This window comes from Pseudoalteromonas sp. APM04 (assembly GCF_022809815.1).
Lineage (GTDB): Bacteria > Pseudomonadota > Gammaproteobacteria > Enterobacterales > Alteromonadaceae > Pseudoalteromonas > Pseudoalteromonas marina.
In genome coordinates this window covers 241,357-257,073 of record NZ_CP094441.1, presented here as the reverse complement: position 1 = coordinate 257,073, position 15,717 = coordinate 241,357, and the positions used below count along the sequence as shown (strand labels likewise).

Annotated in this window: 12 protein-coding genes; 5 read left to right on the top strand and 7 right to left on the bottom strand. The window is 40.3% G+C overall.

Translation table 11 applies throughout. The features are described from left to right. Positions 1–37: 37 nt before the first annotated feature. A complete protein-coding gene (locus tag MTP24_RS01210) occupies positions 38–2,008 on the bottom strand; it encodes an AsmA family protein (protein ID WP_243532409.1) in 1,971 nt (656 codons plus the stop codon). A 231-nt stretch (positions 2,009–2,239) separates the two neighbouring features. Here MTP24_RS01210 and MTP24_RS01205 point away from each other — a divergent pair, with 231 nt between their 5' ends. From MTP24_RS01205 to MTP24_RS01190, 4 genes are all read left to right on the top strand, one after another. Beyond that, the gene (locus MTP24_RS01205; protein ID WP_243532407.1) at positions 2,240–2,665 is read left to right on the top strand and encodes a hypothetical protein; all 426 of its coding nucleotides are present in this window, start codon (positions 2,240–2,242) and stop codon (positions 2,663–2,665) included. Positions 2,666–2,673: 8 nt separating this feature from the next. Then, positions 2,674–2,874 carry a helix-turn-helix transcriptional regulator gene (locus tag MTP24_RS01200; protein WP_010557711.1) on the top strand — a complete coding sequence of 67 codons (201 nt, stop codon included), beginning with the start codon at positions 2,674–2,676 and terminating at the stop codon, positions 2,872–2,874. Positions 2,875–3,013: 139 nt separating this feature from the next. Beyond that, the gene (locus tag MTP24_RS01195) at positions 3,014–4,177 is read left to right on the top strand and encodes a hypothetical protein (RefSeq protein WP_010557712.1); all 1,164 of its coding nucleotides are present in this window, start codon (positions 3,014–3,016) and stop codon (positions 4,175–4,177) included. Between the two features lie 282 nt (positions 4,178–4,459). Continuing rightward, the gene (locus MTP24_RS01190) at positions 4,460–5,146 is read left to right on the top strand and encodes a TorF family putative porin (protein ID WP_006794238.1); all 687 of its coding nucleotides are present in this window, start codon (positions 4,460–4,462) and stop codon (positions 5,144–5,146) included. A gap of 92 nt (positions 5,147–5,238) precedes the next feature. Here MTP24_RS01190 and MTP24_RS01185 read toward each other — a convergent pair whose 3' ends face one another. From MTP24_RS01185 to MTP24_RS01170, 4 genes are all read right to left on the bottom strand, one after another. Then, positions 5,239–5,568, bottom strand: a complete 330-nt coding sequence (locus tag MTP24_RS01185; protein ID WP_008127820.1) for a hypothetical protein — start codon at positions 5,566–5,568, stop codon at positions 5,239–5,241. Next, positions 5,565–5,876 carry a Bor family protein gene (locus MTP24_RS01180; protein ID WP_010557717.1) on the bottom strand — a complete coding sequence of 104 codons (312 nt, stop codon included), beginning with the start codon at positions 5,874–5,876 and terminating at the stop codon, positions 5,565–5,567. The genes MTP24_RS01185 and MTP24_RS01180 overlap by 4 nt, the downstream gene beginning before the upstream one ends. A gap of 171 nt (positions 5,877–6,047) precedes the next feature. After that, entirely contained in the window at positions 6,048–9,626 is a 3,579-nt protein-coding gene (locus tag MTP24_RS01175) for a M1 family aminopeptidase (RefSeq protein WP_203985797.1), read from the bottom strand. A 9-nt stretch (positions 9,627–9,635) separates the two neighbouring features. Further along, positions 9,636–10,517: an ABC transporter ATP-binding protein gene (locus MTP24_RS01170; RefSeq protein WP_008130025.1), complete on the bottom strand. Its 882-nt coding sequence runs from the start codon at positions 10,515–10,517 to the stop codon at positions 9,636–9,638. A 187-nt stretch (positions 10,518–10,704) separates the two neighbouring features. Between MTP24_RS01170 and MTP24_RS01165 the strand changes: the two genes are divergently transcribed. Continuing rightward, positions 10,705–11,382 (top strand): nitroreductase family protein, encoded by a 678-nt coding sequence (locus tag MTP24_RS01165; RefSeq protein ID WP_008130030.1) that lies wholly within the window; start codon positions 10,705–10,707, stop codon positions 11,380–11,382. Here the strand turns inward: MTP24_RS01165 and MTP24_RS01160 are convergent. Beyond that, positions 11,375–12,448, bottom strand: coding sequence for an efflux RND transporter periplasmic adaptor subunit (locus tag MTP24_RS01160; RefSeq protein WP_203985794.1), 1,074 nt, complete (start codon positions 12,446–12,448; stop codon positions 11,375–11,377). The two genes, MTP24_RS01165 and MTP24_RS01160, sit on opposite strands and share 8 nt — an antisense overlap. Continuing rightward, entirely contained in the window at positions 12,438–15,713 is a 3,276-nt protein-coding gene (locus MTP24_RS01155) for an efflux RND transporter permease subunit (RefSeq protein WP_243532405.1), read from the bottom strand. Before MTP24_RS01155 ends, MTP24_RS01160 begins: the two co-directional genes overlap by 11 nt. Positions 15,714–15,717 lie beyond the last annotated feature (4 nt).

Sequence of the window (15,717 nt, the reverse complement as noted above, 5' to 3'; positions counted from 1 at the left end):
ACTTAAAAAGTGCCTTGTTTATTTTACTAGTGGTTATTTAGCCAAATAGCCCCTTTAATTTATCTTTTACTTTATCTTTGGCTTTCTCTTTCGCTTTTTCTTTTGCGTCATCGAGTTTCTTTTTTGCTTCATCTTTTAAGGCATTACTTACATCAAGTTTAATTCCCACATCGTGAAATGGTCCTTTTATGCGTAACGGTATTTTAAAGCCTGTACTGTCATCGGTAGTGCCTTGACCTTCTATTGAATCTACAATCCCTGTTACCAAACGATAATCAACTTTAGTAAGAGGTAAATCCACATCTCCTTCACCGGAAATACGAATCAGAGGGCTAATTAGTGAAAGGTCAGTATTGCGTCCAACACCTTTAGTAAAGTTAAAGCTACCGGTGAGCGCAGAAAAATCTGTTTGCTCTGATTCTTCAAAGCCCGTATCTAGCCCTTCACTCACAGCTCCAAGGTTACCCGTAATAAGCTCTTTGCCTTTGCGAACCATTTCAGCCACGTTTGCGCCTTTAACAGCACCATCGGCAAATTCAAAGCCAACCTTACCATTTAATGCATTAATAAAGGTTTTTTGACTTTGCCCAGTTGTGGTCAAATTCCAATTTAATGACCCTTTACCCATGAGCTTATCAAAGCCAGCTGCATCAGTGAGTAACGGTTGTGCGTCTATGTCGGCTAAATCAAAATTTGTGTTTATTTTATACGGCGTTTGCTGCGCATTTATGTTGATAACCCCTTTACCAGTGCCCTCATATGCTTTAAAGCTATCTAAGCTTAATTTAGCAACGCTGTTGTTTAAATCGACTGTAAATTGATTAGCACCTAGCTCAATATCGTTAGCTTTTAAACCGCTTGAGCGAATAACTACATTAGCATTAAGTGCATTTAATGCGCTTAAATCAATTTTAGTATCGTCCCAAACAATCGGCTGCGCGGCTTTAGGTTCTTCATTTTGCGGCGCTTGCTGTTTAGCGACAGCCTCTGGTAAGTAGGGATTCAAATCAAGCATACCTAGGTCTATATCAGCATTAACCGCTAGTTTATTGCTTAAGTTTACTTCACTTTTCCCTTTAATCTCTAATTCATCTAGGGTAGCAATCAGCTCTTCTAAGTTAAACGTATCATCTATGAGATGCATTTTACCGTTTACACTAAACGCATTAAATGCATTTTCTTTAGCGTTTAAGTCTACCCCTTGCCAAGTCGCTAGCTCTTTAACAGAGTCGCCACTTAGCGCTAACTCGCCTTTTATATCTTTACCTTGGCGAGCAATACTGCCGTTAAAAGTAAGATCGACCAAGCGAGAGTCTACGCTTTGAGTAACCTCAAACGTCGCCCCTTCAATTGCCTTTGCAGGCGTATCAAGTTTTACATCTAGTTCAAATCGCTCCTGCATATAGGTAATTCCCCCTTTAACTTCAAGGGTTTTACGTAATGAAGGAAGTAAAATAGCCAGCTCTAAATCGCTAATTTGCTGCTTGGCGCCCGTTTGACCATCTAGATATGTAAATGTACCGCCATAAATAGCGACCTCACCCAGCTCAATATCAAAGCTAGCAGGTAGCTTAATTGCCTCACCAGGCTCAGTTTGCTCTGTTGGTTGCTCTGCTACAGCATCAAACAACTGCCAGTTAGCTTTACCATTTTTATCTGTCTCTAATAAAATATCTGGTTCGTTAATAACAAACTTATCAAGCTTAAACTCACCGCCAAATAACGAGAACCAAGGTATATGTACTGCCAGCTGCTGCATACTTGCCATATCAGCTCGCGAACCTGTTTGCATATTAGCAAAGTGGACATCATTCAACTCTAACTTTAGTGCAGGAAACACACTAAGCGTTTTGTCACCATTAATTGTTAGCGTTCTTCCCGTCGTTTTTTGAACTTCCTCTGATACTTTATTAAAAATGGTATCGGTAGGAATTAAAAAAGGCGCTGCCACAATTAAAGCAATACAGAGTAAGAGTATTACACCAAAAATTTTGAGTAAGGTTTTCATGTTCGTCCTTTAAGCGGTCAAATTATGTTTTTATCATAGCGAGTGTTAAGCCTAAAAGCATTGCTGTAGATAAAAAAAGCTCATAAAAGCAGTTTACTTATTTCATATGAATCGTTCCTGAAACATTTTGATACCTTTAGGTTACAAAAAATAATTGACTCATTGATACCCCAAGGTTGCATTGATACCCAGAGGTTACAAGAAATCAAATACTATTACAGGATGAATACTATGAAACAACAAGATATTAAAACAGAAGAACAATTTATGAGACAAAATATACGGTTTTGTATAAGCGCTGGCGTAGTTTGTTTGCTTCTCAGTGTTTACTCACTAACTAACCATAATATAGAAAAGATGATAGTTGTTGGAATGAGCGTTTTATTTTATATGGTTGTAACTGCTATTTTTATGATTAAAGCAAGCTTTCCGCTAAAAATGTATTTTAAATATGCTTATAAAGATGAGTTTCTCAACACCATTGACATTAATGCCTATAAACATACAAGTTGTGCATTTGGAGTTTGTCTTATTGGTGTTTTGTATAATAACAATTCAATACCTAGCGAGGTTTCGCATGCAACTATGGCAATACTTTATCTCAGTATCATGCTTTTGGTATATGGTGCTTCATTACTTTGGCAGAGCCGTGATTAGGAGTCAAAGTGCAAAATAACATAGCAAAATTTCGTAAAGAGGCGGGGCTTTCACAGCAAGAACTTGCCGATGCTATTAGCGTTTCACGTAAAACAATAAGTACAGTAGAAACAAATCGATTTACGCCATCGGTCATTATAGCCCTTAAAATCGCAGCTCATTTTCACGCATCAGTTGAAAGCCTCTTCATATTAGAAGAGGCTGATTAATAACCGAGCTGGTTAGATTAACCCCGATTTTAAACACCATAATAATGCAGCGCGCAGGACAGCGCTGTTGTTATTAGTGTATTTGAGCTAAAATAAGCAATGCTAATACATATATATAAATCCGGAGTATCTACAAGGCATGAAAAAACTGCTAATTTCACCGTCAAAAATGACACTAGGCGAGCAAGAAAATCAAATCTATCAGAACATTCTGAAACAATCTTCAGAATTAAGCCTTAACCTTATGGCCGTGAAAGTAGAAAACCATCCTGATGATTTTTTACCTTGGTGTTACGAGCTATTAAACGCAAGCAGAGACCGTATTAACTACGATTTACTTGAGCCGCAACAGCTACCTGTTCTTAAAAAACTGCATGATCAGCTTATTTCGGCTATCAGCTTTTTACAAGTTAAAACGCTTCGTGTAGCCCCTTGGCCTGTGGTAAGTGTATTTATAGAGCAACATAAAGACGTTATTGCACTTGATGAACAACTTCGTTTAGCAAGTTACGTAAAAAGTATTCGTGAGCAATCATTAAAAGACATGATCCCTGAAGACCTTCTTGCTTTTACTGGCAAGCATATGGCTTCACTTGATCCAAGCACTTACGATTTTGATGTTGAGTGGTTTGCATCAACTAAGAGTGCTAAAGTTTTCCACCAACTCATTGGTGATTTACCGGGTGCGTTTGATGAAGCACTGGCTAATATTCCTCTTGAAGGTGACATTACCCATTACGAGTACCAACAGTTTGTAGCTGCTTATAGCAAAATATTTACTGATAGCAGTGAAAAGCCAACTCTTGCTCCGGCAACACGACTACTTGCAATGCGTCGCCCTGATATTTTTACGCCAATTACAAATAGCCGTTTAGACGCATTATGCTCAGCACTTGCGGTTACTAAACTCAAAAATAGTGATTTTGAGCGTTACTGGCAAGATATTGTAAAAGGCATTCAAGCTATGTCATGGTACAAAATGGCAAATGCTTCAAATGAACTAGAAGAGCAACTAGTGTCAATTAAAGCGCTTATTCCGTGCTTTTTTTACTACGCGGATAACAAAACACCAGATAGCTCTAACTATATTAAATTACTTAATAAACCAAAGCGTAGCACCACTAAAACGGGTAAAACACAACGCAGAGGTAAAGAGTCTGCTGAAATTTTAGTTGACCGCGCTTTGGCTGCCGATGATATTCCTGAGCATATTCGTAGCAAACGCGACTCAATAATCAGCGAAGTTCAAAAAGGCCGCAGTGTAAACGAAACAATTAGTCTAATGCGCACCATATTTGGCTAAATAATTCTAAACAAGCTGTACTTTCATGGTGCAGCTTGATTATTTTATGCACCAGCGATGTGCGATAAAATATTTCTTCCGCATAATCCAAACCACCCACCGCAAACGCAAGTCATTGTTAATAAAATATAAAATTTAATTTTAAAACAAAATAAATCAAGCTGGCACACACAGTGCAATTCTATTCTCAGTTAAACAATAAAAACGCATAAATCAAAAGGCTACGGTACTTCATAATAAAAAGCCTTCCTATGCAAAAAATCATATAACGGGAAATGGAACATGTTAAAACTAAAAAAAACAATCGCTTTTAGCGCCGTGGCATTAATGGCTGCAACGTCACTTACATCAACAGCAGTAAATGCTGAAGTGTCTGCCAATGTAGCAGCTACTTCAAATTACTTATGGCGTGGACAAGAACAAACTGGCGGCGACGCTGCTATTTCTGGTGGTATTGATTACGCTGACGAATCTGGATTTTATGCTGGTACATGGGTATCTAATGCATCTTGGGCTGACGAAATGACCTACGAGCTAGATTTTTACGCAGGCTTTGGTGGCGATATTAGCGAAGGTGTTAGCTACGATGTAGGTTACATTTATTATGCTTACCCAGACGCGGCATCAAGCGCAGATGCTGATTTTTCAGAAATTTACGGTAGCATCAGTGTTGAAGGCTTTACCTTTGGTGCATCAGTGCTTGCTACTTCTGCTGCAAGTGGCGACGGTACAGACTTTGGTGACTCACTTTATTTGACAGCTGATTACGGCTTTGCCGTAGGCAGCAATGGTACAGAAATGGCTTTACACATAGGTCATTATTCTGGCGATTTTATTGGTGACGAAGACATCATTGATTACGGTGTGTCTGTATCAAAAGATGGATTCACATTTGGCGTATCAGACACTGATATGGACGAGTCAGATGTAAAAGTTTACGTTGCTTACGCTGTAGACTTCAGCCTATAAACAAACATGTGTTACTTGCTGCAACTGAAGGGCCATTTGGCCCTTTTTTAGCACCTAGCATCTTTTCTTTGTATTGGGTTATATTTAAATTATTACTCAGCTTTAAAAGGTACCTTAGTGCAGCTCACTTCAACTGTTTTAGGGTACCAAGCCGGGCCTATCTGATTAACTACAACCTCCGCTACTCCATTACTAAATGACTTATACGTGTGCACCGTTTGCCATTGCCCTTGTGGGCAATGCTCACTTAAGTCAACCGCATCAGATCCTTCATACAAAGCTAAAGCAAAATTATGATGCCACTGAGAACTATTGTGCGACTGGTTATTAACTTTTTCAGGTACACCATTATCAAAGTAAATATTTGTGCAACCAGTTAACATAGCAAAAGTAATACTGCCTAAAATTAATTTAAGATTCATAACGCCTCCTGCGTATTTTGCTCTTCACACCATACCTTTATGGTATGTGGTGAATAAATGCCTAGCGTAATTAAACCCAACGCACCATCGCTAAATGTTTGTTGCGACTGCATTTGAGCCGCTTGTGTATCTGTACAAATCTGTTTTACATCCACACGTTCCTCTCCTACTAATCCCCATAAATAAAATGGACGGCTATCTTCGTAGGTCGCTTTACTTGTAATTTTTGCGATAGCGTGTGGCTGTATGGTAACCGCAGAACAGGCGCTTAAGCCTAATACTACAAACCCCATTATTAATGATTTCATGTTTGTCCTTACTTGGTACTCACTTTCAGTAAATAAACCTTACAGTAAACCAGTAAAATAATGAGTAAAAAGCTGTGCGAAAAATGTAGCCAGCCTTACAGATTTCAAACAGTTTTTTACACAAAAAAAGGCCGCAAAATTGCGGCCTTTGAGTAAATGTGCTGTCAGCTATTAAAACTTAGCTAAGTTATTTACGTTATCTTTATCAACCAGTTTTACGTACGGATCGACTCCTGCAAATAAAGGTTTTTCTTTTACCTTTAACTCAATAATATTAGTACCCGTTACTATTTGATGTTTTTGTGAGTAAATCACAAAATCTTCAGCGAGTAGATTTTCAGGATCGTCACTAAACAACACAATATCAATTAACTCATCGAGTGGCTGCTCTGTTTCTTCACCTTGACCATCAGCACGTTGCTTAACAGCTTCAACGTTTAACGTAACACTGTAAAAGCCCTCACTGTCGGCTTCGTCTGAAATCGAAACCTCTTTCATTTCCAGCTCATACAAAGTGATATATTTAAACTGATCGTCAATAAAGTTTTGCTCAGCTTGGGTTGCGTCTTGTTTTAAATAACTTAGTAAATCAAGTGTTGTTGGGTATGGCGTTGACTGATATCTAAACTCATTTAAAAATGCCTTAAGTGCAGCGTTTAGGCGTTTTTCACCTAGGCGATCATAAATCGCCATCATAACAACAGATCCTTTATTGTAATGAAGGTATTGCTGAGCCTGGGTTTTATATAGTGGCATCTCTTCAAACGCTTCTCCAGTACGGCCCATTAAGTACCTATCTAGCTCGTATTTTAAAAACTTACGTAGCTTTTCTGGGCCAAAGCGTTTTTCAAGCACCATAAGCGCACTGTATTGTGAAAGCGTTTCAGACATAACTTCACTCCCCTCTACATTGGCGCCTGATACTTGATGACCCCACCATTGATGCGCTACTTCGTGTGCAGTTACGTAATAAGGCAGGTCAATTTTACTTTCATCCCTTGAGTCTGTAACAAAACCAATGCTTTCTGAATAAGGAACAGTATTAGCAAAACTTTGCGCAAATGAGCGATAGCGAGGAAATTCAATAATACGTAATTGCTTATGCTGATAGGGGCCAAATGCTTGTGTAAAATAATCTATCGAGTCTTGAACCGATTCAATCATGCGGTCAACATTCCACGCATGACTTTTATGGAAATAAACCTCAATATTTACACCATTATGCTCAACCTTTTTACTTTCCAATTCAGCCGACTGCACCGCATAAAAATTTATAATAGGTGCATCCATTTCATAAACAAAGGTTCGGCGCCCATCTTTTACGCTTTCACTTTGTAAATAACCAGGTGTAATCGCAAATTGCGATTCATCGGTCGTTACCCTGGCCCTAAAGTTAATAAACCCAGTAGCTTGACCAAAATCACTTTGTGTATAGTACTGGCTATCTTCAAGTTTATTTGCTCGTTCTAGCTCTGGTAAGTCATGTTTACGGCGCTTAAATTTATCAGCCACCTGTAAACCACGGTTGTACCCAAAGTTAGGAAAAAGCTCCCAATTATTAATAAACGTACCATTAGCCACTAACTGTGTATCGGAGCCACTATCGGTAAAGCCTGTATGCTCGCGAGTGACAGACAGCTGCCCTTCTCTTACCTCGTCTGGCATAAGGGGCTGATCAAATTCAAACCATGCAGAATAAAGCGCTGGTAATTTTTCAACAATTTTACCGCCAGCCATCGTTACATCCCAGCTTTTGGCGTGTTGCGGTGAGGTGATCAATACTCGCGAAATTGGCTCATTAGATGTATTAGTAAACTTAATTTTTGCAACTGCACTTAAAGCACGCTTTTTAGGGTAAATATCAACAGTTAAGTCAACATCGGTCACCATAGGCACTGCTAAATCTTTATATTGTGCAAACTGTTTTTCATAGCTTACTTGCTTGTCTTGAAACGCATCGCTTGTGATAAATTCGTTTAAAACACGCGTATTGTGATAAATGTTATAACCTGCACCAACAAACACCAGTGCACTAACACAAACAATTACTTGCCCCTTTAACGACATATTATAACGAAGCATAGACAGGCGTGTACGCAGCGTTTGTGAAGGTCCTCTATGCCATAACGCAAATCCTACAATAGCCAAAACAAGACTTAACGCGCCCCAATACAATGTGTACCAATGCGCTGCTTGCAAAAAGTGTCCATAGCCGTTTATATCAGAGTACGGTACGCTACTGCTTTTCGAAAAATGATACATATGGTGTTCAAATCCATACGAATCCATTACCATTTGCACTATGTAGTACAAAATAAATAACCCCATTCCTACATATTTATTTGGGCTAATAATTTGTAAAAAGAAGGCAAGCACCGTAAGCATAATTAACGGTAAAAGCGATAAATAAACAATCCTGAATAAATACTGCCCTAACTCTAAATTAAATTGCCCTTTAAATAACTGCACTGTGATTGTTAGTATCATTCCAACAATAAACAAGCCTGAAATAGCTGTTATTAACGCCAGTATTTTTGATACCCAAAAAACACTGTTGTGTACTGGAAAGCTGTCAACAATATCGCCCATACCACTTTGACGTTCTCGCCAAACAAGCTCAGCGCTATAAAAAGCGATAATAACAAACAAAAACAAACCCGAAATACCGCTAATAATATTGACCATATTCGCGGTAATTGGCCAGTTAGTTGTACCGTAAGCGCCAATGGGAGCAAACAGCGGGATCATAAGCGTTACAATACTTACACCCGCTAAAATCATAAATGGCGCGCTAAATATTACTTGTTTAAGTTCAAATATACTGCGCATTATTAACTGCGATTGCGTACTCGCTCCTGCAGACTTGTAATTTTTAGCATTATTAATCAGTGCAGCTTGTTTATTTTGCACAAATGCAGAGACTTTAAATTGCTTTTTCTGTTTTTTAGCTACTATGCGGTTACTTAATTTTCCAAGGCTAAAAAACATAGCTAAGCCCAGTACAACCCACAATATACGGTTAACTAAAAGGTCACCTGTGAGGGTTAGCACTTCTGTGTTTTTATCACTCACAGTCCAGTAACGCGTCAAATCAATTAAAGACCCCAAGCCAAATGGGTCGGCGTAAACAACTATATTTCTAAATGCTAAATCATCAAAATAAGCACTGGCTATTTGATAGGCGATAAAAATAACAACGGCTGCGACATACACCGACATCATGGTTTTAAAATAGACAGCCACACTGTTAAAAATAGCCGAAAGCACCAGCAAACTGGGTACTGCAATATAAAAATAAGGTGCAGCGTAATACACAAACTTATTTGGACCCACTAGCTCACTATCGAGCCATCCAACAGATAAGCCAAACTGCGACCCTAAAAGTACTCCTAACGGCACGGTTAAAAATACAACCAGCACCACTAAGTAAGCACCAAAAAAGCGCCCAGTTTGATAAGGGACAGGATTAACAGGCTTACTAAAAACCAGTTCATCCATTTTAGTTTCACTATTTCTAATAGCGGAGCTGGCAACAAAGTTAACTACCAAAAACATCGCAAATACACAAAATGTAATGGTCAACATCATAATTGAAAAAGGCGAATTCATATGTACATTAGCGCCGCCTAGCGGAAATTTGCTAGAAGAGCTGATAAAAAACGCCATAAAAAAGAACATTAATGAAATGATATAAAACGAAGGCTGGCGCACAAAATAGCGCAGCTCAAACGCGAGCATATTAAAAAACATAACGCCTCCTTATGCTACTTGGCTATTACGATGATTGAGCAAAGTAGAAAAGTACACGTCTTCTAGGTTTGCATGGCTTGATTGAAAACCTTCAGGGGCTTGTTCCGCTAATACATGCAATATGGTTTGCCCAGCAAATAAGCGTTTAGAAATAACAGGTAGCTGTGGCTCAAGCTCTTGCGCTTCTTCTTGGCTCATGGCTTTGCGCCAAATTTGGCCTTGCAGCTTGTCGGTGAGGGCAATCGGGTTACCCTCTAATAAAATTTTACCACCAGCCAGTACCGCCATATTAGGGCATAGTTCAGCCACATCTTCTACTATGTGGGTTGATAATATAACGACTTTTTGCTCGCCTAAGCTTACTAACAAGTTATGAAAGCGATTTCGCTCTTCAGGGTCTAGCCCTGCGGTTGGCTCATCAACGATTAGTAAATCAGGGTCGCCCAATAACGCTTGAGCAATACCAAAACGCTGGCGCATCCCGCCCGAAAAGCCACTTACCGCTTTTGAGCGATGTTGATATAAATTAGTATGTGCTAGTAGGCCTTCAACCGACTCTTTACGCTCCCCTTTATTATGAATCCCCTTTAAAACAGCCATATGGTCTAGCAAGTCGTAAGCACTAACACGCGGATAAACACCAAAATCTTGCGGAAGGTAACCTAAACGTTGGCGCAGTGCTTGTGGGTCTTTAAATACATCAATACCATCAAAGGTAATTGCCCCCGCGTCGGCAGATTGTAACGTTGCAATAGTGCGCATTAGCGATGACTTCCCGGCACCATTTGGCCCAAGTAGCCCAAACATGCCTTTACCTATTGATAAATCAACACCTTGCAGAGCGTGCACGCCGTTGTCGTAGGTTTTTGATAACCCTGTTATTGATAGCATTTTTTACTTCCTTGAATTGTAAGTATTATTTTTATACTGTTTTATACCACATTAAAAACGGGAACATAAGTTACGCTGTGGCCAACTTTGTAACAATAAATAAACAGCAACACACTCTAATAACACTTGCTAAGAAGTGAGCCTCTGGGTATAAAAACCACACACCATTGATAAGAAGCGAAAAGCCATGCAAGAACATAAAAACCAGCCATTGACCGATTTTATAGAATACTCACACGATGAAATGTTAGCCCGTGCAAATGAATTTTTACAAACAAGCCAGCGCCGCCATAGCATTCGCAGTTTTAGTGACCGCCCAGTGCCAAAAGAGATTATCGAAACCTGTATAAAAGCAGCGGGTACAGCACCTAGTGGTGCAAACCACCAGCCTTGGCATTTTGTGGCTATTAACAGTAGCGATGTAAAAAAACAAATACGCGACGCGGCTGAAAAGCTAGAGCGCTCTTTTTACGAAGGGCGAGCAGGCGAGGAGTGGCTGGATGCATTAAAACCATTAGGGACTGACGCGAACAAACCCTATTTAGAGCATGCACCTTGGCTTATTGCTGTGTTTAGTCAAAAAAAGGGCGGCGTGAGTACTGACGATAAAAATACAAATTACTATGTGCATGAGTCTGTTGGGCTAGCAACCGGGTTTTTAATACAAGCTCTGCACAGAGCAGGCCTTGCAACGCTTACTCACACCCCAAAACCTATGAGCTTTTTAACAGACATTTGTGGCCGCGATAAAGATAACGAGCGCCCTTATATGCTATTAATTGCAGGCTATCCGGATGAGCATGCAACAGTACCAATGCATGCACTAGATAAAAAATCGATTGATGAAATAGCCAGTTTTATTTAATCCCGTGCAAGGGGGAATAATCAATAGCAAGAATATCTCCCTCTTTAAGGCCAGCAATTACATGTTGCTTGTTATTAACCATTGTACCTAACCTTACGAAACGTTTAACTGGCGTTTCGTTTTCTAGTACATACACCATGTTTAATTGCCCAAACTCATGTACCCAGCTTGGCTCAATTAAAATACCTTGAGCGCTTTTTGTAGGCAACTGCAACTGTGCGTAAAGACCAGGAATTAACCCTAATTGTGTATTCGTGTCTAGGCGAATAAGCAAGCTACGCGCGCTACTGTCGGCAACAGGGACTATCTCGCTTACTACGGCAGGTGTTGTTATTGACAAAGATGGAAGAACCACATTTAAGCTATCTCCGAGTTTTAATTTTACAGCTTGTTGTTCACGCACATTAAATTCGAGCTGTAATTGCAATGGGTTATACACTGTAATAAGTGGCTTTCCCGGTGTTGCGGTGTCGCCAGGCTCTGTTAAACGCTCAACCACAACCCCCGAAATAGGCGCTATAATTTGAGTATAATTTAGCGCCACTTTTGCTTGTGCTTGCTGCTGCTGAGCGGCGGCTAAATTAGCAGTGAAATTATCAAATTTAGCTTTAGCATTATCTAATTCACTAACAGGCACCAACCCCTTCGCATTTAAATCACTCACTCTAACTAATTGCTTTTGAGCTTGCGTCAACGATGCTTTCACCGCGTTAATATTCGCGTCGCTTTGTGCTAACGCCGCTTTAAAATCATCTTGCTTGAGGGTAATAAGTAAATCGCCTTTAGTGACCTTATCGCCCGCTCGTACTTTTAGCTGCTCCACCTGCGCCATCACATTTGATGAAATTTGCGTATTTTGTTTAGCAATTACACTACCCGGTACCTGCTCAATACCGGTGATGCTTTGCAGCGCAATGGTGACGCGCTGCCCCTGATAATTACTTTGTTGTGATTCTTTTAAACCAGCCGTTTGTTGGTCAGAAAAGCTGCCTGCCATGTAAAGCACAGCCATAATAATTACCAATAAAGCGATTAAAGCGCCGATTAGTTTTGATTTACCCTGCATGCGCTTCACCCTCTGAACTTGCAAACACTAAATAATAAACAAGTGGCACTACAAATAACGAAAATACAGTAGACGCCACAATACCAAAAATTATCGCAATCGCGAGCCCGCTGAATACCGGGTCAAGTGTGATTACTAAGTTACCCAATAAGGTCGTGCCTGCGGTTAGTAATACAGGGCGCATGCGCACTGTTCCAGCAGCAACCAGCGCATCTTTTATAGCCATACCTTGGCCTCGGGCTTGATTAATAAATTCAACTAAAATAAGCGAATTACGAACCACAATACCAGCAAGGGCAATCATCCCAATCATTGCTGTGGCGGTAAATAATACCGGCTCAGGAGCGCCAGCTATAGCACGTTCACCAAACTGATTTAATAACCAAAAACCTGGCATAATACCTATCACCGTGAGCGGAATAGCCGACATAATGATTAGCGACAAGCTCGCAGATTGTGTTTGAACACGTAAAATAATAAATATGGCACTAAGTGCAAAGGCAAATGCAATTCCCATATCCCTAAACACATCTATGGTAATACGCCACTCACCCTCACCACTAAAGTTGGCATGAGTGCCTTTAGGTAATTGCCATGGTGCAGTACCGCCATTGTTAAAAAAGTGGCGGTTTATCCACGGTGTTTTTTCAAAATAGGTAGGCTCGGCGTTAAAATCAGCATTTACGTCTGCAATAACCTCTGCTGGCGTTCGCCCGTTTAGCTCAGCCATAACATAAATTACATCGCGTTGATCTTTACGAACCCGGATGTCAGCAACCTGATGTTGCGTAAATTCACCTAATTCTGAAAGCGACACTAATGGCCTAGGTGCACTTTGTAAGCCAAATTCATCACTGGTTTTAGCTAAATCTCTATCACCCCTGACTTGCAGTGCAAGTAATTGCGAAATTTGATTACGCTCGCTGTATGGTAACTGTAATTTAATATCAACAGGCTCAGTTTCAGAGCTTACGTAAAGTACCCCCATGGTTTCACCCTGTGTTGCAACGCTTAACGATTGAGCAATATTTTGAGTAGAAATTGCACTGATTGCCGCTTTGCTCTTATCGGTTACAAAACGCTGTAAAGGTGAAGGTGCAGCCATAGAGGTATCCACTTCGACTACGTGTGGCTCTTGCTTTAAACGTTCAGCTAATTGTTTAGCTGCTTGGTAATGAGTTTGCTCATCAACAAAATCATCTCGGTAAACCTCAGCAACTAAAGTACTTAATACGGGCGGACCAGGAGGCACTTCAACAACTTTTATTACTATGCCTTGTTTTGCTAAAGGTGCGAGCTGTTTACGTAAGCGCATAACCACAGCATGTGATTGATGCTCGCGCTCAGACTTATCAATCAATAACACTCTTAGTTCTGCTAAATGTGTCGCTTCACGGCGATAATAGCCACGTACCATGGCATTAAAATCCATACTTGAAGGCTTACCAACGTAGGCTGCTATTTCACTTACTTCGTTTAATTGCCAAGTGAGTGTTTGCACTTGTTTAGTAAAAGCTGCGGTTCGTTCTAAATTTGTGCCCTCTGGCATGTCTATTAATACTTGTAGCTCATTTTTATTATCAAACGGTAATAACTTTAAAGGCACTAAACGCATCACTGGCAGCATGGCGCTAATAATAAACAAAATTAATGTACCCCATAATACCCATTTTGCGCGCTGCTTTGAGACAAGCAGTGGGCTCAATAACGTTTGATAAATACTGATTTTGGGCTTAATTTCAGTGTGGGTATCTGTATTGGGCTTAAGTAACTTCATCGCAAGCCATGGCGTTACAAAAAACGCCACAATGGTGGATACCATCACGCTGATTGGAACGTTAAATGCCATAGGTGCCATGTATGGCCCCATCATGCCGGTAATAAATGCCAGCGGAATAAATGCCACCATAATCGTTAACGTAGACATAAGTAATGCACCGCGAATTTCGCTCATTGCACCAACTATTTGCTGCTTTTTGTTGCCTTTTTTATTTAAAAAACGGCTTATATTATCAATGCCTGTAATTGGGTCATCTACCAATAAACCTAACGATAAAATAAGTGCAAATAACGTTACTCGGTTAATGGTATACCCAAACGCAAAATCCAGTGCCAGTGTAATGCCATAGCAAATAGGCACCGCTAATCCAACAACAATGGCGGGGCGCCAGCCCAAAAACACCCCAACAAATATCACTACCGTAAATACTGCAAACACCAAGCTTGATGTTAGATTATTTACTTTTTCATTGGCGGTTTGCCCGTAATCTCTTAATACCGAGTAGCTCACTTCTGGCGGTAAAAGCGTGCGTGATAACTCGGCCATCATTTGATGAACATGGTTTGCCACCGCCACGGCATTCGTGCCTGTTTGCTTAGCCACACTTAATGTGACCATGGGTAACTGTTGATCATTAGAAGATTGTGCAAGCCATTGGTAATGTTCGCTCTCGCCAGGTCCGTCAATCACGCTTGCAATATCAAGTAAGTAAACGCTCTTACCGTTTACTACATTCACTACAAGCTGCTCCACTGCAGACTTATTACGTAAAACGTCACCCGCTTGCAAAGCTATTTTTTGCTGACCATTTACAACACTGCCTAATTGCGTAAGTTGATTAGATACACTTAATGCATAAAGTACATCGCTTATAGTCGTTTGGTGAGCAGCCAACGCGCTGGCATTTAAATTAATAGTGAGCGTGCGTTTACGCCCAGCAATCACTTTTACCTCGCTGGTGTTTTCAATACGTTGTAAAGCACTCGCAATTTCGTTTGCAAATCGTGTTAATTCGTAATCGCTATAGAGTTGTGGATCTTTGCTGTACAGCCCAAGCATAACAATGGGAACATCATCGACCTCAATGGGCCGAATTTGCCAATTTTTAATAACAGAAGGCATTGTATGCTGGTAACTATTAAGCTTGGCGTAGGTATCTAAAATAGCTTGTTCGCGATCATGCCCCACCTCAAACCTAAGTGTCACCACGCTAGCGCCAGTTTGTGTGGTTGAATAAATATGTTCAACACCGCCAAGCTGGGAAAGTAACTTTTCAAGAGGCTGAGTCACCAACCGTGTCACTTCGGGCGCTTCTACATTAGGAGCCGATACATATATATCAAGCATAGGCACCACTATTTGCGGCTCTTCCTCACGAGGCGTTTGTTTTAAAGCAAACAGACCAAACAAAATTGATAACACAAAAATAATAACCGGAATACGACCCGTTAAACTGCTTTTTACTGCGTTATCAATCATGTTCATTACC

Excerpts from the sequence above, each read along its gene's own strand:
- MTP24_RS01205 (WP_243532407.1), top strand. The coding sequence starts at position 2,240 with ATGAAACAACAAGATATTAAAACAGAAGAACAATTTATGAGACAAAAT.
- MTP24_RS01190 (WP_006794238.1), top strand. The coding sequence starts at position 4,460 with ATGTTAAAACTAAAAAAAACAATCGCTTTTAGCGCCGTGGCATTAATG.
- MTP24_RS01170 (WP_008130025.1), bottom strand. The coding sequence starts at position 10,517 with ATGCTATCAATAACAGGGTTATCAAAAACCTACGACAACGGCGTGCAC.
- MTP24_RS01155 (WP_243532405.1), bottom strand. The coding sequence starts at position 15,713 with ATGAACATGATTGATAACGCAGTAAAAAGCAGTTTAACGGGTCGTATT.
- MTP24_RS01185 (WP_008127820.1), bottom strand. The coding sequence starts at position 5,568 with ATGAATCTTAAATTAATTTTAGGCAGTATTACTTTTGCTATGTTAACT.
- MTP24_RS01165 (WP_008130030.1), top strand. The coding sequence starts at position 10,705 with ATGCAAGAACATAAAAACCAGCCATTGACCGATTTTATAGAATACTCA.
- MTP24_RS01160 (WP_203985794.1), bottom strand. The coding sequence starts at position 12,448 with ATGCAGGGTAAATCAAAACTAATCGGCGCTTTAATCGCTTTATTGGTA.
- MTP24_RS01210 (WP_243532409.1), bottom strand. The coding sequence starts at position 2,008 with ATGAAAACCTTACTCAAAATTTTTGGTGTAATACTCTTACTCTGTATT.
- MTP24_RS01180 (WP_010557717.1), bottom strand. The coding sequence starts at position 5,876 with ATGAAATCATTAATAATGGGGTTTGTAGTATTAGGCTTAAGCGCCTGT.
- MTP24_RS01195 (WP_010557712.1), top strand. The coding sequence starts at position 3,014 with ATGAAAAAACTGCTAATTTCACCGTCAAAAATGACACTAGGCGAGCAA.
- MTP24_RS01175 (WP_203985797.1), bottom strand. The coding sequence starts at position 9,626 with ATGTTTTTTAATATGCTCGCGTTTGAGCTGCGCTATTTTGTGCGCCAG.